The 21,658-nt window shown below is 68.5% G+C and carries 19 protein-coding genes, 1 pseudogene and 1 riboswitch; of the genes and pseudogenes, 5 read left to right on the top strand and 15 right to left on the bottom strand.

Features of this window, described 5'->3' with window-relative positions; genetic code table 11:
- Positions 1-772, top strand: a pseudogene (locus tag AC1DW3_RS20230) (hypothetical protein); the annotation flags it as partial.
- Between the two features lie 7 nt (positions 773-779).
- Here the strand turns inward: AC1DW3_RS20230 and AC1DW3_RS20225 are convergent.
- The 3 genes from AC1DW3_RS20225 to AC1DW3_RS20215 form a co-directional block, all read right to left on the bottom strand.
- The gene (locus tag AC1DW3_RS20225; RefSeq protein ID WP_477934220.1) at positions 780-1,514 is read right to left on the bottom strand and encodes a DUF72 domain-containing protein; all 735 of its coding nucleotides are present in this window, start codon (positions 1,512-1,514) and stop codon (positions 780-782) included.
- Complete coding sequence (locus AC1DW3_RS20220) at positions 1,495-2,313, bottom strand: DUF72 domain-containing protein (protein WP_477934218.1); 819 nt, start codon at positions 2,311-2,313, stop codon at positions 1,495-1,497. Before AC1DW3_RS20220 ends, AC1DW3_RS20225 begins: the two co-directional genes overlap by 20 nt.
- Before the next feature lie 77 nt (positions 2,314-2,390).
- Complete coding sequence (locus AC1DW3_RS20215) at positions 2,391-3,404, bottom strand: zinc-binding alcohol dehydrogenase family protein (protein ID WP_477934216.1); 1,014 nt, start codon at positions 3,402-3,404, stop codon at positions 2,391-2,393.
- Between the two features lie 103 nt (positions 3,405-3,507).
- Here AC1DW3_RS20215 and AC1DW3_RS20210 point away from each other — a divergent pair, with 103 nt between their 5' ends.
- Positions 3,508-4,440, top strand: a complete 933-nt coding sequence (locus AC1DW3_RS20210; protein WP_477934214.1) for a LysR family transcriptional regulator — start codon at positions 3,508-3,510, stop codon at positions 4,438-4,440.
- 11 nt (positions 4,441-4,451) lie between these two features.
- On the opposite strand, the gene AC1DW3_RS20205 is transcribed toward AC1DW3_RS20210, so the two are convergent.
- From AC1DW3_RS20205 to AC1DW3_RS20175, 7 genes are all read right to left on the bottom strand, one after another.
- The gene (locus AC1DW3_RS20205) at positions 4,452-4,976 is read right to left on the bottom strand and encodes a PEP-CTERM sorting domain-containing protein (RefSeq protein ID WP_477934212.1); all 525 of its coding nucleotides are present in this window, start codon (positions 4,974-4,976) and stop codon (positions 4,452-4,454) included.
- Positions 4,977-5,103: 127 nt separating this feature from the next.
- Complete coding sequence (locus tag AC1DW3_RS20200) at positions 5,104-6,657, bottom strand: bifunctional hydroxymethylpyrimidine kinase/phosphomethylpyrimidine kinase (protein WP_477934210.1); 1,554 nt, start codon at positions 6,655-6,657, stop codon at positions 5,104-5,106.
- The gene (locus AC1DW3_RS20195) at positions 6,654-7,445 is read right to left on the bottom strand and encodes a thiazole synthase (RefSeq protein ID WP_477934208.1); all 792 of its coding nucleotides are present in this window, start codon (positions 7,443-7,445) and stop codon (positions 6,654-6,656) included. The genes AC1DW3_RS20200 and AC1DW3_RS20195 overlap by 4 nt, the downstream gene beginning before the upstream one ends.
- A 1-nt stretch (position 7,446) precedes the next feature.
- Complete coding sequence (gene thiS / locus AC1DW3_RS20190; protein ID WP_477934206.1) at positions 7,447-7,650, bottom strand: sulfur carrier protein ThiS; 204 nt, start codon at positions 7,648-7,650, stop codon at positions 7,447-7,449.
- Positions 7,643-8,644, bottom strand: a complete 1,002-nt coding sequence (locus AC1DW3_RS20185; protein ID WP_477934204.1) for an FAD-dependent oxidoreductase — start codon at positions 8,642-8,644, stop codon at positions 7,643-7,645. The genes thiS and AC1DW3_RS20185 overlap by 8 nt, the downstream gene beginning before the upstream one ends.
- A complete protein-coding gene (thiC, locus tag AC1DW3_RS20180; RefSeq protein WP_477934202.1) occupies positions 8,644-10,524 on the bottom strand; it encodes a phosphomethylpyrimidine synthase ThiC in 1,881 nt (626 codons plus the stop codon). Before thiC ends, AC1DW3_RS20185 begins: the two co-directional genes overlap by 1 nt.
- A 90-nt stretch (positions 10,525-10,614) precedes the next feature.
- A riboswitch (TPP riboswitch) is annotated at positions 10,615-10,734 on the bottom strand.
- Positions 10,735-10,745: 11 nt separating this feature from the next.
- Complete coding sequence (locus AC1DW3_RS20175) at positions 10,746-12,068, bottom strand: MFS transporter (protein WP_477934201.1); 1,323 nt, start codon at positions 12,066-12,068, stop codon at positions 10,746-10,748.
- A gap of 72 nt (positions 12,069-12,140) precedes the next feature.
- Here AC1DW3_RS20175 and AC1DW3_RS20170 point away from each other — a divergent pair, with 72 nt between their 5' ends.
- Complete coding sequence (locus AC1DW3_RS20170) at positions 12,141-13,040, top strand: LysR family transcriptional regulator (RefSeq protein ID WP_477934199.1); 900 nt, start codon at positions 12,141-12,143, stop codon at positions 13,038-13,040.
- A 94-nt stretch (positions 13,041-13,134) separates the two neighbouring features.
- On the top strand, positions 13,135-13,713 hold the full coding sequence (locus AC1DW3_RS20165) for a YcxB family protein (protein ID WP_477934197.1): 579 nt from the start codon (positions 13,135-13,137) through the stop codon (positions 13,711-13,713).
- A 38-nt stretch (positions 13,714-13,751) separates the two neighbouring features.
- Here the strand turns inward: AC1DW3_RS20165 and AC1DW3_RS20160 are convergent, their stop codons facing one another.
- From AC1DW3_RS20160 to aroC, 4 genes are all read right to left on the bottom strand, one after another.
- Positions 13,752-16,994, bottom strand: coding sequence for an efflux RND transporter permease subunit (locus AC1DW3_RS20160; protein WP_477934195.1), 3,243 nt, complete (start codon positions 16,992-16,994; stop codon positions 13,752-13,754).
- A gap of 10 nt (positions 16,995-17,004) precedes the next feature.
- Entirely contained in the window at positions 17,005-18,096 is a 1,092-nt protein-coding gene (locus AC1DW3_RS20155) for an efflux RND transporter periplasmic adaptor subunit (protein ID WP_477934193.1), read from the bottom strand.
- Between the two features lie 307 nt (positions 18,097-18,403).
- Complete coding sequence (locus tag AC1DW3_RS20150; RefSeq protein ID WP_477934191.1) at positions 18,404-18,943, bottom strand: hypothetical protein; 540 nt, start codon at positions 18,941-18,943, stop codon at positions 18,404-18,406.
- 145 nt (positions 18,944-19,088) lie between these two features.
- Positions 19,089-20,186 (bottom strand): chorismate synthase, encoded by a 1,098-nt coding sequence (aroC, locus tag AC1DW3_RS20145; protein ID WP_477934189.1) that lies wholly within the window; start codon positions 20,184-20,186, stop codon positions 19,089-19,091.
- Between the two features lie 264 nt (positions 20,187-20,450).
- Here aroC and AC1DW3_RS20140 point away from each other — a divergent pair, with 264 nt between their 5' ends.
- Positions 20,451-21,002 carry a PEP-CTERM sorting domain-containing protein gene (locus tag AC1DW3_RS20140; RefSeq protein ID WP_477934188.1) on the top strand — a complete coding sequence of 184 codons (552 nt, stop codon included), beginning with the start codon at positions 20,451-20,453 and terminating at the stop codon, positions 21,000-21,002.
- A 163-nt stretch (positions 21,003-21,165) separates the two neighbouring features.
- Here the strand turns inward: AC1DW3_RS20140 and AC1DW3_RS20135 are convergent, their stop codons facing one another.
- Positions 21,166-21,633 (bottom strand): CBS domain-containing protein, encoded by a 468-nt coding sequence (locus tag AC1DW3_RS20135; protein WP_477934186.1) that lies wholly within the window; start codon positions 21,631-21,633, stop codon positions 21,166-21,168.
- Positions 21,634-21,658: the final 25 nt, after the last annotated feature.

Below are 21,658 nucleotides of genomic sequence, written 5' to 3'. Positions count from 1 at the left end.
GCCGGCCCCGGTACGCCGCCTCGAGGCGCCGGCCGAGGCGGGCGTGAGCCGCGCCCTGCCGCGCGCGGCCGAACTGCGCACTGCGCCCCCCGGCCCCGTGGCCCAGCCGGCGCCCAGTGCGGCCCTGCCTGCCGCCGTGCAGCGGCTGGAAGCGCCGACGGCCGAAGGCAGTGCCGTCACGCCGCTGGCCCGCGCCAGCGAACTGCGCGCCACCGCGCCCGCCGCAACCAGCGCCACGTCGGCGCTGAATCCCCAGGACCTGCCGGCAGCGGTGCGCCGACTGGAGTCGGCCGACAGCGGCAGCACGGTCGCGCCACTGCAGGCAGCGCCGAACCCGCGCGCCACCGCACCGGCTCCGGGTGCAGCGCCGCTGTCCGAGTTGTCCAGCAGCCTGCCTGGCGAAGTGAACGCCCCGGCCGGCATGGCCAAAGGCGATCCCAATGCCAGCCCCTACGCCGCCCCCAAGGCCTCGGCCGGCTCTCCCGATGCCGGCTCGCGCCTGGGCCCCGACCTGCCCATGCCGCCGACCGCGGCAGCCAGCGCACCGCGCGCGCCGCTGAACCTGTCGCTGCCGCGCGGCGACATCGCGGCCCGGCGCGGCCCCGGCCTCGTCGACATGCTGCCCCAGCCACCCGAGCGCAAGTCCAAGCTGGAGCAGTCCATCGAGGACGCCGCCAACAAGGACTGCCGCAAGGCCTACGCCAACGCCGGCATCCTGGCCGCCCTGCCCCTGGCCGTGGACGCGGCACGCGGCAAGGGCTGCAAATGGTGACCCGGGCTCAGAGCAGGGCCTGAAGCCGCAGCGCATCCTGCAGCGCAGCGCCCGAGGCCGTGTTGTCGAAGACGCACCAGCAGGCCGTGTCGCGCGGCAGGGCCCGCGCGCGTGCCTGCAGCCAGGCCTCCTCGTAGGGTGACCAGTAGATGCGCGGTGAGCCGTGCCAACGGAAGTAGCGCAGGCCTGGCCAGCCGCCGGGCTCGCTGGAACCCGGCCACTTGGCCGGGTCGACCGCGGCACGCGCCACCTCGTGATCGCGCAGCAATTTCTCTGCCTCGGGGGAGAACCAGCTCAGATGGCGCGGCTCGCAGACGATGCCGCCATCGAATGCCGCATGCACTTGCTTGAAGAAACGGCCGGCCACGCCGGCGTCGAAATGCAGGGACGGCGGCAGCTGCACGAGCAGGACCGCCCATTTTTTTCCCAGGGCACCGGCTTCGCCGGCAAAGCGCGCCAGCGGTTCCTCGGCGCCTTCAAGCCGCGCTTCATGCGAGATCTGCTTCGGCAGCTTGACGGCGAAGCGGAAGTGCGCGGGCGTGCTGGCCGCCCAGCGCTCATAGGTCTGCGGCCGGTGCGGGCGGTAAAAGGACGAGTTGATCTCGACACCGTTCATGACGGCTGCATAGCGCTGCAGTTGCGAGCCTTGCGCTGGAAAGGTCGCCGCCACCTTGGCCGGAATGGACCAGCCCGCCGTGGCGATGACGGCCGCAGGCTGGGGCTCAGCGCGGCGGCCGGACATGCACGCGCATCCCGTCGCTCGGGCCATAGGGCCACGCGTCATCGAGGCCGATGTCGTCCCGCAGCATGGCCTTCAGCCGCAGCGCATTGCGCACCGCCTTGCCGCCCGCCGCGTTGCCGAAAATGCCCCAGCACGGTTGGTCCCGGGATTGCGACTGCAGCCACTGCGCGCGCTCGCGGAGCCAGTGCTCGTCGTAGGACGACCAGTACTCGCGCGGCGAGCCGTGCCAGCGGCTGTAGAGCGTCGCGGCATGGTCCATGGCGATGGCGCGGGTCCATCCGCCCGGCTCGCCTGCCTGCGGCCATTTCGCGGGGTCGACCGCCGCGCGTGACACCTCGACACCCCGCAGCAGGCGCTCGGCCGGCTCGGTGAACCAGCTCGGGTGCCGCGGCTCGCAGACGATGGCACCGCCGTAACAGGCACGCAGCTGTTCGAAGAAGCGCCCCGCCATCCGGTCGTCAAAGGCCAGCGAGGTGGGGAGCTGCACGAGCAACACACACCACTTCGGCCCGAGCGCAGCGGCGGCGTCAATGAAGCGTTTCAGCGGCTCCCGCACGCCTTCGAGCCGGCAGCCATGCGAGATCTTCTTCGGGCATTTGACGGCGAAGCGGAAATCGCCCGGCGTGCAGTCGGCCCAACGCTCGTAGACGCCGGCGCGATGGCTGCGATAGAAGGATGAATTGATCTCCACGCAGTCCATCAAGCCTGCAAAGCGCTGCAGATCGAAGCAGTCCGCCTCGAAGGCCGCTGCCCCCTGGGCCCCCAGGGCCCAGTCTGCCGTGCCGATGAAGATCGTCATGCCACACAGCCTAGGCAGGCCGGTGCGGCATGGGCGTCAGACAAGGGCGCAGCTCAGGGCCGCTCCCGTCCGACGTGTCAGAAACCGCTGACGACGACCTTGCCGCGCATGCGCCCCGACTCGACGAGTTCATGGGCCCGCCGCAGATTGGCCGCATTGATCGGGCTGAATTGCTCGCTGACCGTGGTGCGCAGCCGGCCGGCGTCCACCAGCGCCGCCACGCGCGCCAGCAAGCGGCCCTGCTCGGCGATGTCGGCCGTGCCGAACAGCGGCCGCGTGAACATCATTTCCCAGTGCAGCGACAGGGCCTTGCGCTTGAGCGTCATCACGTCGATGGGGCCGGACAGGTCGTCGATGAGGCCCAGGCGGCCCTGCGGTGCCGCGGCATCGATGATGGCGTCCCAGTGTTGCTCGGTGTGCGTGAGGCTGGCAATGAGCTCGACCTCGGCCACGCCGGCGGCGACGAGCTGGGGGCGGAACGGCTGGCTGTGGTCGATGACGGCGTGGGCGCCGAGCTCCTTCACCCAGGCCTGCGTCTCGGGCCGGCTGGCCGTGCCGATGACGCGCAGCCCGGTCAGTTCGCGGGCCAGTTGCACGAGGATGGAACCCACGCCACCGGCCGCACCGATGACGAGCAGGCTCTGGCCCGCGCCGCCGCCTTCGGTCACGCCGAGGCGGTCGAACAGCAGCTCCCAGGCCGTGATGGCGGTCAGCGGCAGGGCCGCGGCCTCGGCGTCCGTCAAGCTCTGCGGCGCGCGGGCGGCAATGCGATGGTCGACCAGTTGCAGCTCGGCGTTGGAGCCGGGACGGTTGATGCCACCGGCGTAGTAGACACGCTCGCCGACGACAAAGCCCGTCACGTCCTTGCCCAGCGCCTCGATGGTGCCGACGGCGTCCCAGCCCAGCACCTCGGGCTGGCCGGCCTGCGGTGCACGTCCGAGGCGCACCTTGGTGTCCACCGGATTGACCGACACGGCCGCGACGCGAACCAGCAGGTCTTGCGGACCGGGTGCCGGTGCCGGCAGCTCCAGGTCGACGAGGGATTCGGGGTGGGTGATGGGCAGGGATTGCAGATATCCGACGGCTTTCATGGTGTCCTTTCTGGGACGAAACAGCGATGGCCGTCATGGTGGCGCCCAGCATTCAAAGCGGAAAGCCTAGGATTGGAGAATGAGTTTCATCGAAAGAATGAAGATGGACCGCCTATTCCCCTTGCAGCTCTTCATCGCGGCGGCCGACGCCGGCAGCTTCTCGGCCGCGGCGCGGCGGCTGGACCTGGGCCCGGTTCAGGCCAGCGCCACCATCGCGCGGCTGGAGCGTGAGCTGGGCGTGCGCCTGTTCGAGCGGTCGACGCGCCGGCTGCGCCTGACCGACGCGGGCGAGCAATGGCTGCCGCATGCCCGGCAGTTGGCCGCCACCTGGGAGGACGGCCAGGCCGCCCTGCGTGAAGCGGCGGGGGTGGAGCAGCCGCTGAGCGGCCGCTTGCGCGTCAGCCTGCCGAGCGACGTCGGCCGCCAGCACCTGTGGCGCTGGATCGAGGACTTCATCGCCGCGGAAGCCGGGCCGCGCCTGGCACTGGAACTGCGGCTGAGCGACCGCGTCGCCGACCTCGTGCAGGAGCCGGTGGACTACGCCGTGCGCTATGGCGAGCCGCCGGACTCCAGCCTGGTCGCCCTGCCGCTGGCGCCCGACAACCGCCGCGTGCTGTGCGCCAGCCCGGCCTATGTCGCCCGCCACGGCCAGCCGCGCACGCCGGCCGAGCTGAAGGCGCACGACTGCCTCCGCTGGGGTCTGGGCGAGAGCGTGCACGGCCGCTGGCGCTTCGCCACGACCGAGGGAGAGACGACCGCCGTCGAAGTCGGCGGCAGCCGCATCGCCGATGACGGCGGCCTGGTGCGTGAATGGGCCGTGGCCGGGCTCGGCATCGCCTACAAGAGCCGGCTGGATGTGGCCGCCGATCTGGCCGCGGGCCGCTTGCTGGCCCTGCTGCCGGACTGGCTGGGCGAGCCCGCTCCGCTGCACTGGATGGCAGTGGGCCGGCACCGGCTGACACCGGCGCTGCGGCGGCTGGCAGAAAGCATCAGGGCCCGCTGTGGGGCCCTGGGTGCGAGTGAAGAGCGGCGCTGAGGCCGCTTGATTCAGGCGCGACGGCGGCGGAAGGCGCCCAGGCCCAGCAGGGCGAGGCCGGCCAGCGCCAGGCTGGCAGGCTCGGGCAGGCGGTTGGGGTCACGTACCGTGAAGCTCAGCGGGCCGCTGGAGAAGTTGCAGCCGTAGTACGCGACGCTATGGATGTTGGAATCGAGACACTGGCCTTGGGTCAACAGCACGTCTGTGCCTTCCGCGACCGCCGTGAAATCGAAAATGAACAGCGACGGGTCCAGCGTCCAGTCCACACCCTGAGCGACGGTCCCAATAACGAAATTGGTCACCAGCAGGAGCGGAGCACCATCGCTAGCCACACCGCCACCGGTAAGGCCGTTATTGGCAGCGACTTCGCCGGGCGTATCGCCATGGATGATCACTTCAACCTGGAAGGTCTGACCGATGAGCAGGTTGTTCAGATCCACACCACCCACGCCACGCATGATCAGAACGGGGTCGGCTTGGGCAACCAAAGCAGATGCTGCGAGAGCAACACCGGCCAGGACGTTACGGAAATTCATCTTATTCTCCAGGCGATTGGCAAGGTTAAAGCAAGCATCGGGCCAATGCTGGTTTCTCCTATGAGGGGCGGGTTTGTTGTAACAGCCGCTGTAAAGCTCCCCGACACCCAAATCGGGGTTGGCCCCCTCAATGCGGCTTGACGGGCAGGCAGGGCGATGGCCAGCCCGGCGCCGCGCCTGGCGCGGTCGCCTGACCCTCGCGCCAGGCCGCAGCCCAGGCTTGCGGCCCATGCATCGCCCCGGCGGCAAGGCCACGCACGACACAGCCGGCGCTGGCCCCGCTGGCGGCGATATCGGCCAGTTGCTGCGGCGCCAGCACGCCGCCGATGCCGACCACGGGCGCCGGCGCCATCGCGGCCCACCAGGCCAGGTTGTGCAGCCCCTGCGCCCGCCAGGGCATGGCCTTGGTCAGCGTCGGCCAGACCGGACCGCAGGCGATGTAGTCGGGCGACCAGGCCGCCGCGCGCGCCAGCTCCCAGAGGCTGTGCGAGCTCAGGCCCAGGCGCAGGCCGCGTTGGCGGGCCTCGGCCAGTTCTCGATGATCGGCGGCCGAAAGCGCGAGCAGATCCTCCTGGCCGAGATGGATGAAGTCGACGCCCGCCGCCAGCGCCTCGCGCCAGTGGTCATTGACGATGAGCGTGCCGCCAGGGCGCCGCGCCGTCTCGATCTCGCCACGCAGCCGCGCCTGCCAAGCGACCTCGCCCTCTCCCGGCGCGCGCTTCACGCGCAGCTGGACCGTCCGCAGGCCGGCCTCGAAAAGCTGCGCGGCATGGCTGCCGCTGTCGGTGATGGCATAGACCCCTGCGACGGCGGGCGATCCGCGGCGCGGTGCCGGCCAGACCGTGGGCGGGGCCTCGTCACCGAAGAGGGCCGGCAGCAGGCTGGCGTCGACTATGAAGCCGGGCAGAGGCAGCACCGGCGCGGCACCCGCACCGCGCGGCTGAACGTCGTTGCACAGGCCCGAGGTCGTCAGCATCTTGGCAATGACGGCGGCATCCGCCGCCACGAAGCCGCGCGCCAGGGCCGCGGCCAGCGCGGTCGCAAAGCTGCAGCCGGTGCCGTGGTTGTTGCCAGCGCTGCGGCGCGGCAGGGCCAGCCAGCCGCTGGCGTGCTCGGTAGCCAGCCAGTCCAGCGCGAGCGGGCCGTCGGCATCACCACCGGTGACGCAGGCCGCGCGGGCGCCCAGGGCCTGCAGCGCGCGTGCCTGGGCTGGCGCCTTCCCTTCGCCCACCAGGCGGGCGGCCTCGCGCTGGTTGGGTGTGACGACGCTGGCGCGCGGCAGCAATTCGTCGCGGTAGGCGCGCAGCAGCGCGTCATCAGCGAAGCTCGCGCCGGTGGAGGCGCGCAGCACGGGGTCGACGACCAGGGCCACCGGCGAGCGCTCGCGCAGGCTGTCCACCCAGCGCACGACGACGCGCAGTTGCTCGACGCCGCCGAGCAGGCCGGTCTTGATCGCGGCCGGTGGCAGGTCGTCGGCGAGTGCCGCAAGCTGGGCGTCGAGTTGCTGCGCGGGAACGGCAAACACGGCCTCGACGGCGACGCTGTTCTGCGCCGTCAGCGCCGCGGCCACGGGGCAGAGATGCACGCCGGCGGCGTCGGCGGCGCGCTGGTCGGCCGACAGGCCCGCGCCGCCGCCGCTGTCCAGGCCGGCGATGCTCCAGATGACAGGCGTTGTGCTCATGGGATCAGAAAGGGTCGACCACCGACCGGCGTGCTCGCCACCGCCATGTCCTGCTTGCTCATGACACCGGCTTCAAAACCCAGCCGCCCGGCCGCGATGGCCTGGTCAAACGCCGCGGCCATGCGGATGGGATCGCCGGCCTGGGCGACGGCGGAGTTCAGCAGCACGCCGTCATAGCCCAGCTCCATGGCCTGGGCCGCATGCGAGGGCGCGCCGATGCCGGCATCGACGATCAGCGGCACGCCGGGCAGGCGCTCGCGCAGCGTGCGCAGCGCGAAAGGGTTGAGCAGGCCCTGGCCGGAGCCGATGGGCGCCCCCCAGGGCATCAGCACCTGGCAGCCGGCGTCGAGCAGGCGGCGGCAGGTGACGAGGTCGTCGGTGCAGTAGGGGAAGACCTCGAAGCCGTCCTTGACGAGTTGCGCGGCGGCGCTGACCAGCTCCCATGAATCGGGCTGTAGCGTGTACTCGTCGCCGACGACCTCGAGCTTGATCCACGGTGTGTCGTAGAGCTCGCGGGCCATGTGGGCCAGCGTGATGGCCTCCTGCGCGGTGCGGCAGCCGGCGGTGTTGGGCAGCAGGTGGCCACCCGTTTCGCGCAAGGTCTCGCGGACCGCGGCGACAAAACCGTTGTCGCCGGCCGCGGCCAGCGTGCGCCTGAGGCCAACGGTCAGCACGCGGGCGCCGCTGGCGCGCACCGCCTGGCGCAGCACGTCGGGCGACGGGTAGCCGGCAGTGCCGAGCAGGAAGCGGCTCGCCAGCGTGCGGCCGTAAAGGGTCAGGGACGACATGTCATCCTCCGGTGATGGGTTGGATCAGGGTCAGCTCGTCGCCGGGCGCTATGGGCGTGGTGCCGCGCCGCGCGCGCGGCACGAAGACACCGTTGAGCGCCGTGGCGACGGACTCGGCCGCCCTGCCCTGCTCGGCCAGGACCTCGGCGACGCTCAAGGCCTCGCGCCAGGACTGGGGCTGCTGATTGACGGTGAACTCAGACATGCCGCAGCGCCTTCTCGGCCAGGGCCGGCGCCATCAGCCAGCCGTGACGGAACAGGCCGTTGATGCGCAGCAGGCCCGGCTCGTGCTCGAGGCGCGGCCTGTGGTCGGGCAGCGCCGGGCGCAGATTGGTTTCCATGTGGACGATGCGCGCCTCGGCCAGCGCCGGCAGCACGCTGTGGGCCGCGGCCATCAGCTCGACGGCGCTGCGCAGGCTGACCAGCGAGCGGTCCTCGCTCTCGACCTCGGAGGCGCCGACGACGATGACATCACCCGGCCGCGGCACGAGGTAGACGCGATGGCGCGGGTGCAGCAGGCGCACGGGGCGGTTGAGCACGACACCCGGCGCGTGCAGCCACAGGATCTCTCCACGCACGCCGCGTAGAAGAGGCAGGTCGGCCTTGGCACCCAGGCCACGCGTGTCGATGACGAGGTCGGCATCGATGCGGCGGCCATCGTCGAGCTCCAGACCATAGGGGCGCACGACGGTGGCGCGCCGGCCCCAGCGCCAGTCGACGAGCGGGGCCTGCTCGGCCAGCGCGGCCATCAGCTCGCGCGGCAGCAACTGGCCTTCGCCGGGCAGCCACCAGGCCTTCAGATCGGGCGCGAGAGCCGGCTCCAGCATCTGCAGCGCGGCACCGTTCAGCGGCTCGGGCTCGCCCTGCAGGCGCGCGAGCACGCGCAGCGCCGCGCCCAGGTCGCAGCCGTGGGCCAGCAACAGGCTGCCCTCGGTCTTCACCAGCTCGGGCTTGCCCAAGGCACTGGCAATGGCCGGCCACAGCGCCAGCGATCGCCAGCCCAGCGCGACGACCTCGGGCTCGGCATGCGCCTGCTCGGCCAGGGGGCTCAGCATGCCGGCGGCGGTGAAGGCCGCGGCGCCGGGCTGGGTGGGTCCCTCGGCCGGGTCCACGACGCTGACGCGATGGCCGGCCCGCGCCAGCTGCCAGGCCAGCAGCCGGCCCATGACGCCGGCACCTGCAATGGCGACGCTGAGCATCAGGCTTTGACGATGGGGATGTAGAGCTCGCCGCCACCGGCCCTGAACTCGGCCGACTTCTGCGCCATGCCGTCGGCGACAACGTCCGCTGCCTCCAAGCCCTTGGCCGCCGCGTATTCGCGCACGTCCTGCGTGATCTTCATCGAGCAGAACTTCGGCCCGCACATCGAGCAGAAATGCGCCTCCTTGGACGAGTCCTTGGGCAATGTCTCGTCGTGATAGTCGCGCGCCGTGTCCGGGTCCAGGCCGAGGGCGAACTGGTCGTTCCAGCGGAACTCGAAGCGCGCCTTGCTCATCGCATCGTCGCGCGCCCGCGCGCCGGGGTGGCCCTTGGCGATGTCGGCCGCATGGGCGGCGATCTTGTAGGCAATCAGCCCCTGCTTGACGTCGTCGCGGTCGGGCAGGCCCAGATGCTCCTTGGGCGTCACATAGCAGAGCATGGCCGTGCCCATCCAGCCGATCATGGCCGCGCCGATGGCGCTGGCGATGTGGTCGTAGCCGGGTGCGATGTCGATGGTCAGCGGGCCCAGCGTGTAGAACGGCGCCTCGTCGCAGTGCTTCAACTGCTCGGCCATATTGGCCTGGATGAGGTGCATGGGCACATGGCCGGGGCCTTCGATCATGGTCTGCACGTCGTGCTTCCAGGCCACCTGGGTCAGCTCGCCCAGCGTGCGCAGCTCGGCGAACTGGGCCTCGTCGTTGGCATCGGCACCGCTGCCGGGGCGCAGGCCGTCGCCCAGCGAGAAGGTCACGTCGTAGGCCTTCATGATTTCGCAGATCTCTTCGAAGTGCGTGTACAGGAAGTTTTCGCGGTGATGCGTGATGCACCACTTGGCCAGGATGGAACCGCCGCGCGACACGATGCCGGTGCGGCGCTTGGTCGTCAGGTGGATGAAGGGCAGGCGCAGGCCGGCGTGGATGGTGAAGTAGTCGATGCCCTGCTCGGCCTGCTCGATCAGCGTGTCGCGGAAGATGGCCCAGGAGAGGTCCTCGGCGATGCCACCGACCTTCTCGAGTGCCTGGTAGATGGGCACGGTGCCGATGGGCACGGGCGAATTGCGCACGATCCAGTCGCGCGTCGTGTGGATGTTGCGGCCGGTGGACAGGTCCATCACCGTGTCCGCGCCCCAGCGGATGGACCAGACCAGCTTCTCGACCTCTTCCTCGATGCTGGACGTCACGGCCGAGTTGCCGATGTTGGCGTTGACCTTGACGAGGAAGTTGCGGCCGATGATGGTCGGCTCCAGCTCCGTGTGGTTGATGTTGGCCGGGATGACGGCGCGGCCGCGGGCCACTTCCTGGCGCACGAACTCGGGCGTGATGATTTCGGGAATGGCTGCACCCAGCGAGTCGCCGCGCAGGCGCTGCTCGCGCTCGGCGTCGTCCAGGTACTCACGCATCCACTCGCGCTTGCCGTTCTCGCGCAGCGCGACGAACTCCATTTCGGGCGTGACGATGCCGCGGCGGGCGTAGTGGAGTTGGCTCACATTGCCGCCCGGCAAGGCGCGGCGAGGCTGGCGCTGCAGGGCGGCGGCTTCAGCGCGCAGCTGGGCGATGCGCTCGTTGTCCTCCTTGCCGCCGTCGTCCAGCGCCACGCGGGTGCGGCCCGCATAGGCCTCGGTATCGGCACGGTCACCGACCCAGCTGGAGCGAATGGGCGGCAGCCCGCGGCGCACGTCGACCTGGGCTTGGGGGTCGGTGTAGGGGCCGGAGGTGTCGTGCACCACCACGCGCTCGCCGTTGGTCAGCGCGATCTCGCGCATGGGCACACACACGTCGGGCCGGCTGCCCGGCACATAGACCTTGGTGGAGGCCGGGAAGGGCTCGCGCGTCAGCGACAGGCGCTCATCGAGCGAGAGGTTTTTATCGGGGGCATTCACGGCGGTCTCCTGAAGCAGCTGAAGGTGTGCTCCGGGGGGCCGCCTGTGGGTGTGCGAGGGCGCAACCACCGGGGTGGCAGCGCCCGCACGCCGCGAGGCATGCGCTCTCCTTACGCCGGTATTAGCCGGTTCAAGTTCACGGGTTCGGTCTCATGACCGTCTCAGCGTCTGGGTCTGGCAAGCCAGTCCCGGGCACCCCGGAGCGGGGGCGATTGTGCTTGTCAATTCGCGCGCCTGGCAAGCCCGAGAGAGATGGCAAGCAAGGCTGTCGCGATGACGAAGCTCAAACGCAGGCCGCCGGCGGCGAAGACGGCGCCCATGGCCGAAGCGCCCGTGATGAGGCCAAGGTTGCGCGACAGCGTCAACAGGCCGGAGATGACACCGCGCTGCTCGGCCGCCACATCGGCCATGACGGCCGTGTTGTTGGCGGCCTGGAACAGCGCGTAGCCGGGTGTGACGATGACGAGCGGGCCCACGTAGGCGATGGCTCCGAGCGAGGCGGGCAACAGAGCTATCAGCGCGCAGCCGAGGGCCATGGCGCAGAGACCCAGCTGGGTCATGCGCCGTGTGCCGAAATGATCCACCAGCCGCCCCGCAGGCACGCCGCTCAGCGCCGACGCGATGGGGCCGATGGACATCAGTGCGCCAACTGCCGCCGCACCCAGGCCCAACGCGCCACTCAGGTGGAAGGGGCCGACGACGAGGGTGGCCATCATGACGGCCGAGACGACGGCGTTCATCGCCAAAGCCGCACCGAGGATGGGATCGCGCAGGCGGTCCAACCGTACCAGCGGCGCCGCGGCGCGGGCTTCGGTGCGCAGGAAGAGCAGAAGGCACACAGCGGCGATGGCGAGCAGACCGAGGTGGCGCGTCATCGCCAGGGCATAGGCCGCCAAAGTCAGGGCAAGCCACAGCGTGCCGGGCAGGTCGAAACCCGTCGCGCCCTGCCCTCGTTCCGCCGGCAGGTAGCGCCAGGCCAGCACGAGGGCCAGCAGGCCCAGCGGCAGGTTGACGGCAAACACGGCCTGCCAACCCAAGGTGCCGATCAGCACGCCGCCCAGCGATGGGCCGAGGGCCGTGCCCACCGCCGACATCGTGCCCAGCAGCCCCATCGCGCTGCCCGTGCGCGCCTTGGGCAGTGCAGCGCCCACCATCGCCATCGTCAAGGCCATCATGGCTGCCGCACCCGCGCCCTGCAGCGCGCGGGCGGCAATCAGCAGCGGCAGCGTGGGCGCCAGCGCGCAGAGCGCCGACGCGGCCGTGAACAGCGCGATGCCGGCCAGCAGCAGGCGGCGCTTACCCGTCAGGTCGCCCAACCGGCCGGCGCCGACGATGAGGGTCGTGATCGCCAGCAGATAGGCCAGCACGACCCACTGCACGTCGGCGAAGCTGGCACCCAAGGCGGTGGCCAGCGTGGGCAAGGCGACGTTGGCGCTGCTGATGGCAAGCGACGGCAGCAGCGTGCACAAGGCCAGGCTGGCAAGCACGCCGGCGGCGGGCGCCGCGGCGGTTTCAGCGTGTGGGGCGAGGGTCGTGGTGTTCATGCCTCAACCTTAGGCATTGGCCAGGTATGGCGGAAGACGCATCATCTGCACTTCATCCCTGCACGAAACGCCATGTCAGACCCTGATCTGAATCTGTTGCTGACGCTGGACGCCCTGCTGGCAGAGGGCAGCGTCGCGGGTGCCGCCAGGCGCCTGAGGTTGAGCCCGTCGGCGATGAGCCGGTCACTCGCGCGTCTGCGAGAGGCGACAGGTGACCCGCTGCTGGTGCGGGCTGGCCGCGGCCTGGTGGCGTCGCCGCGGGCGCTGGAATTGCGCGAGCGCATCGGCCCGTTGCTGCACGAAGCCCAGGCCGCGTTGAGGCCGGCCGCGGCGCTGCGGCTGGACAAGCTCGAGCGCGAGTTCACGCTGCGCACGCGCGAGGGGTTTGTCGAGAACTTCGGGGCGGCGCTGCTCGCCCGCGTGACCTCGGAAGCGCCCGGCGTACGGCTGCGTTTTGTGCCCAAGCCGGATCGCGACAGCGCGCCGCTGCGCGAGGGCAGCGTGGATCTGGAGACCGGTATCGTCAGTGCGACCAGCGGGCCGGAGCTGCGCACCCAGGCGCTGTTTCGTGATCGCTTTGTCGGCGTGATACATGCCAATCACCCACTGGGGCGCCGCAAGCCGACGGCACAGCGCTACGCGGCCGGTCGGCACGTGGCCATCTCCCGTCGCGGCACTTCGCCTGGCCCGGTCGACGAGGCACTCTGCGCGCTGGGCCTGCAGCGCGACATCGCGGTCACCGTGGCGGGCTTTGCCGAAGCCCTGGCCCTGGCACGCGGCACCGACCTGATCGCGACCGTGCCTGAGCGCCACACCGGCCATCTGCGTGACGGGCTGCTGAGCTTTGATTTGCCGCTGGCGCTGACGCCCTTCACCGTGTCGCTGCTGTGGCATCCACGCATGGATGGGGACGCGGCGCACCGATGGTTGCGGGGCTGTGTGCGCGAGGTGTGTTCTGACACCCCCCGTTGATGACCGTGCATCTTCACCGGGGTCGCGCATCAGCCTGTCGATATTCGTGGGCATAGTCCCCGGCATCGACCTCCAACAGGCCCTTGTCCGAAAGATGCAATCCGTCAGCTTCACTCCGGCATCCGCAGACTATGTCTTCGTCCACCAGCACGTGCGCGCCCACCTCCTGGATCCTGGGCTCGCTGGCCAATTGCTGAGCGGGCTTTTCCTCGTCGGGACCATGAGCGGCGTCTTCGGAGCCGTGGGGGTTTTCACCTCGACGGTGACTCGCCACGAGGTTTACTTCTCCGAGCTGCGAATGGTTGGCCTTGCCGCGAGTGCCGGCTTTCTTGCGCTGCTGACCTGGAGCTATGTCCGTCAGGCACTGATCCGCCGGCTGGCTGCGGCTCAGCACAAGGACCTCCTGATTCCGACGGAGGTGCAGCTCACTGCCGCGAATCTGACCCTGCTCAACCCAGGCAAGACGGCAAGCTTTGACTGGCAAACCTTCCATCGTGTGAAAGAAGTCGATGGCTATCTTCTGTTCTATACGTCGGTGGACAGTGCGCTCTTTGTTCCAGCGCACGCTTTTCCGAGTCCGGAGACGTTCTCAGACTTCGTCAAAGTAGCGCTGGCCCAACACGCCAACAGCCACGCCAGCTTGGCCGCCCAACAAAAAGGGCCGACCACCTAAGCAGCCGGCCCAGCGCAGAAGCGCTCGAGGGATCTTGACTATTCCTTGTCCGCCGGCATCGCACCCGGCATGCCGTGCTGCGGCATCGACGACGCACCGCCCAGCTCCGCCGCCTTCTTGGCGGGCTTCTTCTCCCGCACCAGATAGCTGTAGAGCACCGGCACCACCACCAGCGTCAGCAGCGTCGACGTGATGACGCCACCGATGATGGCGCGGCCCATGGGTGCCTGGATTTCGCCGCCGTCGTTCAGCGCGATGGCCATGGGCAGCATGCCGAAGACCATGGCGGCCGTCGTCATGATGATGGGGCGCATGCGGATCAGGCCGGCCTCGCGCAACGCTTCGGCGACGGTCGCACCCGCCTTGCGGGCATGGTTGGCGAAGTCGACGAGAAGAATCGCGTTCTTCGTCACCAGGCCCATCAACATGACCAGGCCGATCATCGAGAACACATTCAGCGTCGAGCGCCACAGCAGCAGGGCCAGCATCACGCCGATGAGGGCGAGCGGCAGTGAAGCCATGATGGCGATGGGCTGCAGGAAGCTGCCGAACTGGCTGGCCAGCACGATGTAGATGAAGATGCCGGCCAGCGCCATCGCCGCCAGCAGGCCGTTGAAGGCCTCGGCCTGCTGCTTGCCGGCGCCGTCCACCTTGAAGCTGGTGCCCGGGGGCAGCTGGGTGGCCTTGATCAGCTTCTGCACATCGGCATTCACGTCGCCGCCCGGGCGGCCCTGGACGCCGGCGAACACGGCCTCGCGGCGCTGCAGGTTCTCGCGGCGGATGACCTCGGGGTTGAACACCGGCTCGATGGTCGCGACCTGGTCCAGCGCGATGGGCGCGCCGTCCTTGGAGAAGGCCACCGGCAGCTTGCTCATCTGCTCGATGCGCTCGCGCTGTTCGCGCGGCAGGCGCAGCAGCACCTCGACCTGGTTGCCATCCGGCGTCGTCCAGTAGGTCGCGATCTCGCCGTTCACGTAGGCACGCAGGCTGGAGGCGATCTGCGGGGCGGTCAGGCCCAGTTCGCGGATGGCCGAATCCTTCAGGCGCACGGCAAAGGCCGGCAGGCCGGGCTTGACGGTCGTGTCCACGTCGACGGCGCCGGGGATCTTCTTGATCTTCTCGACCAGGTCGGTGGCGGCCTGGGTCAGCACTTCGGGGTCGCTGCCCAGGATGGTGATCCAGATCGGGCGGTTGAAGCCAACACTGACCTCGATGCCGGGGATCTTGGCAATGTCGGCGCGGATGGCGTCCTCGATCTCCTTTTGCGTGCGCTTGCGTTCGCTGCGGTCGGTCAGCGTGATATTCAGCGCCGCCTGGTTGCGGCCGGTGGACAGGCCTTCGCCGGTGCTGCCGACCACGGTCGAGACGGTCTTGATCTCGGGGTAGTTCTTGAGGATCTCCTCGATCTGGGCGACCTTGGCGCTGCCGCGCTCGATGCTGCTGGCCACCGGCATGCGCAGGTTGACCTGCGTGAAGCCGTTGTCCGTCTCGGGCACGAATTCGCTGCCGACCATGGGCGCCAGGGCCAGTGCGGCGACGAAACTGGCGAAGGCTCCCCACATGACGAGGCCACGCGGCGTCAGCGTCGCGAAGCGGAACACGCGCTTCGCGGCCTTGTCGCGCTTGCCGTCCGCGCTGAACGGATGTCCATAGGCGGGAATGGGCGGCACGAAGACGCGGTAGCGACGGCCGGAGAAGGCCCAGTCGATCGTCCTGGCATAGAGGTCGTGCAGGCGGTCCATGCTCCAGTCGGTCGCGCGGATGAGATGACCGATGACAGGCCAGTGCTTGATGCGCGTGCCCGGCGGGTCTGGCCAGACCGACGACAGCATCGGGTCGAGCGTGAAGCTGACGAACAGGCTGACCAGCACCGCCACCGCGACGGTGATGCCGAAGGGGTAGAAGAACTTGCCGATGATGCCGCCCATGAAGGCGACGGGCACAAACACCGCGCAGATGGCGAAGGTCGTCGCCATGACGGCCAGGCCGATCTCGTTGGTGCCGTCGAACGACGCCTGGCGGTGGTCCTTGCCCATGGCCACATGGCGCACGATGTTCTCGCGCACGACGATGGCGTCGTCGATCAGCAGGCCGATGCACAGGCTCAAGGCCATCATCGTCATGAAGTTCAGCGTGAAGCCGAAGGCCTGCACGGCGATGAAGCTGGAGATGACGGCGATGGGCAGCGTGAGGCCGGTGATGATGGTCGAGCGCCAGCTGTGCAGGAACAGGAAGACGATGGCCACCGTCAGCAGCGCGCCTTCAATCAGCGTGTGCTGCAGACCGGTCAGCGAGCCCTTGACGAAGTCGCTGGCGGCGTAGATGAGGCGCAGCTCGACGTCCTTGGGCAGCGTCTTGCGCAGCTCGGCCATTGCTTCCTTCACGGACTCGCCGGTCTTGACGATGTTGGCGTCCTGCTGCTTGAAGATGTTGAAGCTGACGGCCGGCTGGCCGTTGATGCGGGCGATGCTGTCCTGCTCGCGCTCGCGCTCGACCAGGGTGCCGAGGTCGTTCAGCGTCAGCGCCAGGTTGCCGCGGCGGGCGACGATCATGTTGCCGAAAGCCTTGGGGTCCTTCACGCGACCTTCCACGCGCAGGATGGCGTCGGAGGTGGAGTCGGACAGCAGGCCCACCGGCTGATCGGCGTTGGCCTCAGCCAGCGCCTTGGCAATCTCGGCCGGCGTCACGCTGTAGGCGCGCAGCCGCATCGGGTCGAGGTCGATACGCACCTCACGGGTGGTCAGGCCGCCCACGTCCACCTTGGCCACGCCTTCCACACGACCCAGGCGCTTGGAGACGATCAGGTCGGCCATCATGGACAGCTCGCGCGAGCCGCGTGTGGGGCTCAGCAGCGCCATGACGACGACGGGCTGCGAGTTGTCGTTCTCGAAGCGCTGCACCGTCGGCGGCTTGGCGTCACGCGGGAATCGGGCCTGCGCGGCGGCGACGCGGTCGCGCAGGTCCTGCATCGCGCGGCCCATGTCGGCGTTCAGCGAGAACTCGACGCTGGCCTGCACACGGCCCTCGAAGCTGCGCGACTGGATGCGTTCCACGCCGGCAATCGTGTTCAGCGCCTCTTCAAGCGGTTTGGCGATCTCGCGCTCGACGGCCTCGGGCGAGGCGCCCGGGTAGCGCACGTCCACCTGCGCGCCGGGGAAGGAAATGTCGGGCATCTGCTCGACGCCCAGCTTGGAGTAGGAAAACAGGCCCAGCACGCACAGGGCCACCATCACCATGGTCGCAAAGACCGGGTTCTGGATGGAAACGCGGGTCATCCACATGGCACGCCCCTTACTGAACCGTGGCGGCCGACGCGGCCGAGCTGGCCACCTTGGCCTTGGCTGCAACGATGTTCGCCTTGTCACCTTCGCGCAGGTTGTCGAAGCGCGCCGCCAGTACCTGGGCTTCGGGCTTGAGGCCGTTCAACACCTCCACGCGGCCTTCGCGGGCGTCGCTGCGGCCGGTCGTCACGATCCGGCGCACCAGGGCGCCGCTCTCGATCATCCAGATCTGTTCCTGGCCGGCATTGCGGCTGATGGCGGCGATGGGCACGGTCAGGCGCTGGGTGTCGTCCTGCAGCACCACCTTGGCGACGGCGTACTGGCCGGCGCGGTAGGCCTCCTTGGGGTTGGCCAGCACCAGGGTCACGCCGATGGAACGCGTGCCCGGCTCGGCGCTCGGCGCGATGCGGTCGATCTTGGCCTCGACCGGCTCTTCGACGCCCTCGACCTTGACCTGCACCGTCATGCCCGGTTTCAGGCGGCTGACTTCATGGGTGCCGACCAGGCCGGCCAGCTCGAGCTTGGACAGGTCGACGATGGTCAGGATCTGCTGTTCGGCGGCCACTTTCTCGCCGGGCACCACATGGCGCTTGGAGACGACGCCGTTGATGGGCGCCACCAGCGCGGCCTGGCGCATCGTCACCTGGCTGGTGTCGAGCTGGGCCTTGGCGGCGTTCCAGTTGGCACGGGCCGACTCGTAGGCGGCGCGCGAGTTGTCGAGTGCCGTCTGGGCAATGAAATTCTTGGCAGCCAGGCCTTCGTTGGCCTTGAAGCTGCGCTCGGCCTGCTCCATCTGGGCCCGCATGGCTTCGACGCTGGCGCCGCGCTCGGCGATGCGATAGCGAAGCTCTTCCAGGTCGACCTGACCGAGAGCCTGGCCCGCCTTCACGCGGCTGCCTTCGCCAACGGCGAGGGTGAGCAGCGTGCCGTTGGACTTGGCACGCACCATGGCCGTGCCCGGCGCCACCAGCGGCCCGCTGAATTCGATCTGGGCCGGCATGGCGGTCAGCGTCGGCTTGACGACCTCGCTCGGCACGAACTCCAGAACGGTCTTGGCCTTCTCGTCACCCGGCTTCTTCGGGCCATCGCCCTTGCTCGCCATGACAGCAACACCGGCGCCACCCACCAACAAAACGGCTGCGACAACGCTACCGATCTTCCAAGACTTGCGCATGGCTCCCCCAATCACTCTCTGATTTCACGACCTTTACAGTCTAGAAACCGGCGCGGGGCGGCGCAGCGGACTTGTGACGAAACGCGGTTTGCGGGGGCTGAGCTGCACCGGCTGGCGATCAGGCCGGTGGCTTTCCGGTGACGAACTGCAGCTCAGGCCGGACGAGTCGCCGGGATCGGGTCGATCGGCAGCCCCACGTCGCCGCACCGCGCCCTATGACCAACGGCATGGCCCGTCAACGGTTCGATTGACGAACCGCGATGTTGTCGAACATGTGAGGCTTGTTCACCAAGCAATCGCCTTGTTGCCATGAGACGCTGTTCAGGCGGTTGAAGTGGCCAGGGAATCGGATGCGTTGCCAGCCGCGGTCGGCTTTGAGATCGACGCTCAGCACCACCTTTTCGCCGTAGACGGTCGTGCCCTCAAAACGCACGGACACGTCGGGATCGCCATTGAGCGGAGCCAAATCAATCGCCTGCAGGTCAAACGGGTTGTTGTCGATCCCCGTCATCACCACGGTTGCGCCGCAACTGTTGGGGTTCACCGCCGCTGAGCGGCCGTTATAGCGCCAAGTCGGGCCGACGGTTTGAAAACCCACCGGATACGGTTCACCCGCTGCGGGGAAGTAGCGAAAAAGATAGCCCTTCGAAATGAGCTGGTCGCCGGTGCCCTGCAACTCGGCGCCATGCTCGAGTTCTTCAAAGTCCAGCGTGGTCGGTTTGGCATGGCTGATATTCAGCATCAGCATGCTGGCCAAGGCGACGATCCACTTCATTCAATACTCCCTCATGTTGGAGGGCGAATCATGCTGGAGACGCAATCCGTCCGGTCACCGGTTCAGCCGGCCGCGCCCCTGCGGTTCGGGGGGGCAGATGTTCAATAACTCACGCTGGAGCCGACTATCGCGTCGGCTGGACGACTCACCGCCGACCCGGAATTGCCTCCACCGGCAACACCACATCCCCGCACTGCGCCCTATGACGGAGGGCATGGTCCATCAGCACCAGAGCCAGCATGGCCTCGGCGATGGGCGTGGCGCGGATGCCGACGCAGGGGTCGTGGCGGCCAAAGGTTTCCACCACGGACGGATTGCCGGCGCGGTCGATGCTGGCCTTGGGGCTGCGGATGGAGCTGGTGGGCTTGATCGCGATGCTGGCGACGATGTCCTGGCCGGTGGAGATGCCGCCCAGCATGCCGCCCGAGTTGTTGCTGGCAAAGCCCAGCGGGCTGAGCTCGTCGCCATGCTCGGTGCCTTTCTGGGCCACGACCGCGAAGCCGGCGCCGATCTCGACACCCTTGACGGCATTGATGCCCATCATGGCGTAGGCGATGTCGGCGTCCAGCTTGTCGAACAGGGGCTCACCCAGGCCGACCGGCACGCCGGTGGCTTCCACGCGGATGCGCGCGCCGACCGAATCGCCGGCCTTGCGCAGCGCGTCCATGTATTCCTCGAGCGCGGCGATCTTGCTGGTGTTGGCGGCGAAGAAGGGATTGGCGCCGACGTGTTCCCAACCCTCGAACGGGATCTCGATCTCGCCCAGCTGCGTCATGCAGCCGCGGAACTCGGTGCCGTAGGCCTGCTTCAGCCATTTGCGGGCCACGGCGCCGGCGCCGACCATGGGGGCCGTCAGCCGCGCCGACGCGCGGCCACCGCCGCGCGGGTCGCGCACGCCGTATTTGCGCCAGTAGGTGTAGTCGGCGTGCCCCGGGCGGAAGGTGTCGAGGATGTTGCCGTAGTCCTTGCTGCGCTGGTCGGTGTTCTCGATCAGCAGGCAGATCGGCGTGCCGGTCGTGACGCCCTCGTAGACACCGGACAGGATCTTGACCGCATCAGGCTCGTTGCGCTGGGTGACGTGGCGGCTGGTACCGGGTCGGCGGCGGTCCAGCTCGAGCTGGATGTCGGCCTCGCTGAGCGCCATGCCGGGCGGGCAGCCGTCGATGACGCAGCCGATGGCCGGACCATGGCTTTCGCCGAAATTGGTGACGCGAAAGAGTTCGCCGAAGGTGCTGCCTGACATGACGAGATGAGAGAGAGGACAGGAGGATTCTAGGCAGCCTGCTTCACGTTCCGCCTTCGTGATCAGCGGGCCATGCCATGCGCACGGCCTGGCGCCAGAGGAGCCGCATAACCTGCCAACACAGGGTGTCGGGAAAGGTTACAAACAAGTCCTTGCAAAACGGAATTGATATTCAAGTCAATGATTTAAAAGGTGTTTTATTCAATGGCATGACGATTGCTTGTCGCATCGTGTCCAACCCACCTTTGTCCAGAGGAGCACATAATGAAGAAACTGCTTGCTGCTTTCGCCCTTGTCGCCACGGCAGCCGCCGCACAAGCCGCCCCGATCATCTCGTCGGCAACGCCCATCCCGGACCAGTACGTGCTGCTGAACTACGCAGGTTCGGGTCTGGACTGGACCTACGCCGGCCCGATCGCCCCGAACGAGTTCGGCCCGGGCAACATCGAGCCTTCCTCCTATCGTGCCGCTGAAGGCTGGCGCGCCGCCACTGCTGCAGAGTGGGCCGCACATCCGATCTGGAGCGATTTCATCGCCGCCGGCAACCCCTGCAACATCGTTGCGGCTGCCACCTTCAACAACCACAGCTGCTACGTCTACTCTTCGGAATACTGGAGCACCTTCAGCCACGTTGACGCGCAAGACTTCGCGAACGGTCGCGTGACCGACGGCGTGAACGGTCTGCTCAGCGGCGTTCCCGAGACCATCTACGTGCGTGACTCGCGCAATGCCAACGCCGTGCCCCTGCCCGGCACCCTCGCCCTCGTCGGCGCTGGTTTCCTGGCCATGGGTGCTCGCCGCCGCAAGGCTGCCTGAAGTTCGCAGACTGCGAACCTGGCTTGAGAAGAACCCGCCTCTGGCGGGTTTTTTATTGGGCGGCAGACAAAGCAAAGGCGGCCTCACGAGGCCGCCTTCTTCATTTTGCGCTGCCGTCAGGCCTGCAGGACGGGCGTTCGCCCCCTGTGGCCTCGGTCCAGCCTCAGAGCTTGGACTCGTGCTCGGTCGCGTTCTCCTCGACCGGCCAGTCGCGGATATAGGCCTTGAGCATGCGGTTCTCGAAGTCCTGGCTGTCCACCACGGCCTTGGCCACGTCGTAAAGCGAGATGACGCCCATCAGCGTCTTGCCGTTCATGACCGGCATATAGCGCGCATGCCGGCCCAGCATCATGCGGCGCACCTCGTCGATCTCGGTCTCGGGCGTGCAGGTCAGCGGCGCATCGTCCATCACCGAGCGCACGATGGTCGTGCCGACGGCACCGTTGTTCTTGACGACGGCCGAGATGACTTCGCGGAAGGTCAGCATGCCCACCAGGTCGCCATGCTCCATGACCACCAGCGAGCCGATGTCGCGCTCGGCCATGACGGCGAGGGAATCCTTCAGCGGCTCGTCCGGCGTGACGGTGAACAGGGTGCCACCTTTGACACGCAGGATATCGACGACTTTCATAGGGGCCTCCATGGGAAAACTGCCA

The sequence above is a fragment of the Roseateles sp. P2_H4 genome (assembly GCF_056403315.1).
This window is presented reverse-complemented; position numbering and strand designations above follow the sequence as displayed.

Bases quoted from the DNA above. Each gene is read 5' to 3' on its own strand.
- AC1DW3_RS20150 (WP_477934191.1), bottom strand. From the start codon at position 18,943: ATGAAGTGGATCGTCGCCTTGGCCAGCATGCTGATGCTGAATATCAGC.
- AC1DW3_RS20195 (WP_477934208.1), bottom strand. From the start codon at position 7,445: ATGTCGTCCCTGACCCTTTACGGCCGCACGCTGGCGAGCCGCTTCCTG.
- AC1DW3_RS20220 (WP_477934218.1), bottom strand. From the start codon at position 2,313: ATGACGATCTTCATCGGCACGGCAGACTGGGCCCTGGGGGCCCAGGGG.
- AC1DW3_RS20140 (WP_477934188.1), top strand. From the start codon at position 20,451: ATGAAGAAACTGCTTGCTGCTTTCGCCCTTGTCGCCACGGCAGCCGCC.
- AC1DW3_RS20135 (WP_477934186.1), bottom strand. From the start codon at position 21,633: ATGAAAGTCGTCGATATCCTGCGTGTCAAAGGTGGCACCCTGTTCACC.
- thiS (WP_477934206.1), bottom strand. From the start codon at position 7,650: ATGTCTGAGTTCACCGTCAATCAGCAGCCCCAGTCCTGGCGCGAGGCC.
- AC1DW3_RS20160 (WP_477934195.1), bottom strand. From the start codon at position 16,994: ATGTGGATGACCCGCGTTTCCATCCAGAACCCGGTCTTTGCGACCATG.
- AC1DW3_RS20205 (WP_477934212.1), bottom strand. From the start codon at position 4,976: ATGAATTTCCGTAACGTCCTGGCCGGTGTTGCTCTCGCAGCATCTGCT.
- AC1DW3_RS20175 (WP_477934201.1), bottom strand. From the start codon at position 12,068: ATGAACACCACGACCCTCGCCCCACACGCTGAAACCGCCGCGGCGCCC.
- AC1DW3_RS20170 (WP_477934199.1), top strand. From the start codon at position 12,141: ATGTCAGACCCTGATCTGAATCTGTTGCTGACGCTGGACGCCCTGCTG.
- AC1DW3_RS20225 (WP_477934220.1), bottom strand. From the start codon at position 1,514: ATGTCCGGCCGCCGCGCTGAGCCCCAGCCTGCGGCCGTCATCGCCACG.
- AC1DW3_RS20215 (WP_477934216.1), bottom strand. From the start codon at position 3,404: ATGAAAGCCGTCGGATATCTGCAATCCCTGCCCATCACCCACCCCGAA.
- aroC (WP_477934189.1), bottom strand. From the start codon at position 20,186: ATGTCAGGCAGCACCTTCGGCGAACTCTTTCGCGTCACCAATTTCGGC.
- AC1DW3_RS20165 (WP_477934197.1), top strand. From the start codon at position 13,135: ATGCAATCCGTCAGCTTCACTCCGGCATCCGCAGACTATGTCTTCGTC.
- AC1DW3_RS20155 (WP_477934193.1), bottom strand. From the start codon at position 18,096: ATGGCGAGCAAGGGCGATGGCCCGAAGAAGCCGGGTGACGAGAAGGCC.
- AC1DW3_RS20200 (WP_477934210.1), bottom strand. From the start codon at position 6,657: ATGAGCACAACGCCTGTCATCTGGAGCATCGCCGGCCTGGACAGCGGC.
- AC1DW3_RS20185 (WP_477934204.1), bottom strand. From the start codon at position 8,644: ATGCTCAGCGTCGCCATTGCAGGTGCCGGCGTCATGGGCCGGCTGCTG.
- AC1DW3_RS20210 (WP_477934214.1), top strand. From the start codon at position 3,508: ATGGACCGCCTATTCCCCTTGCAGCTCTTCATCGCGGCGGCCGACGCC.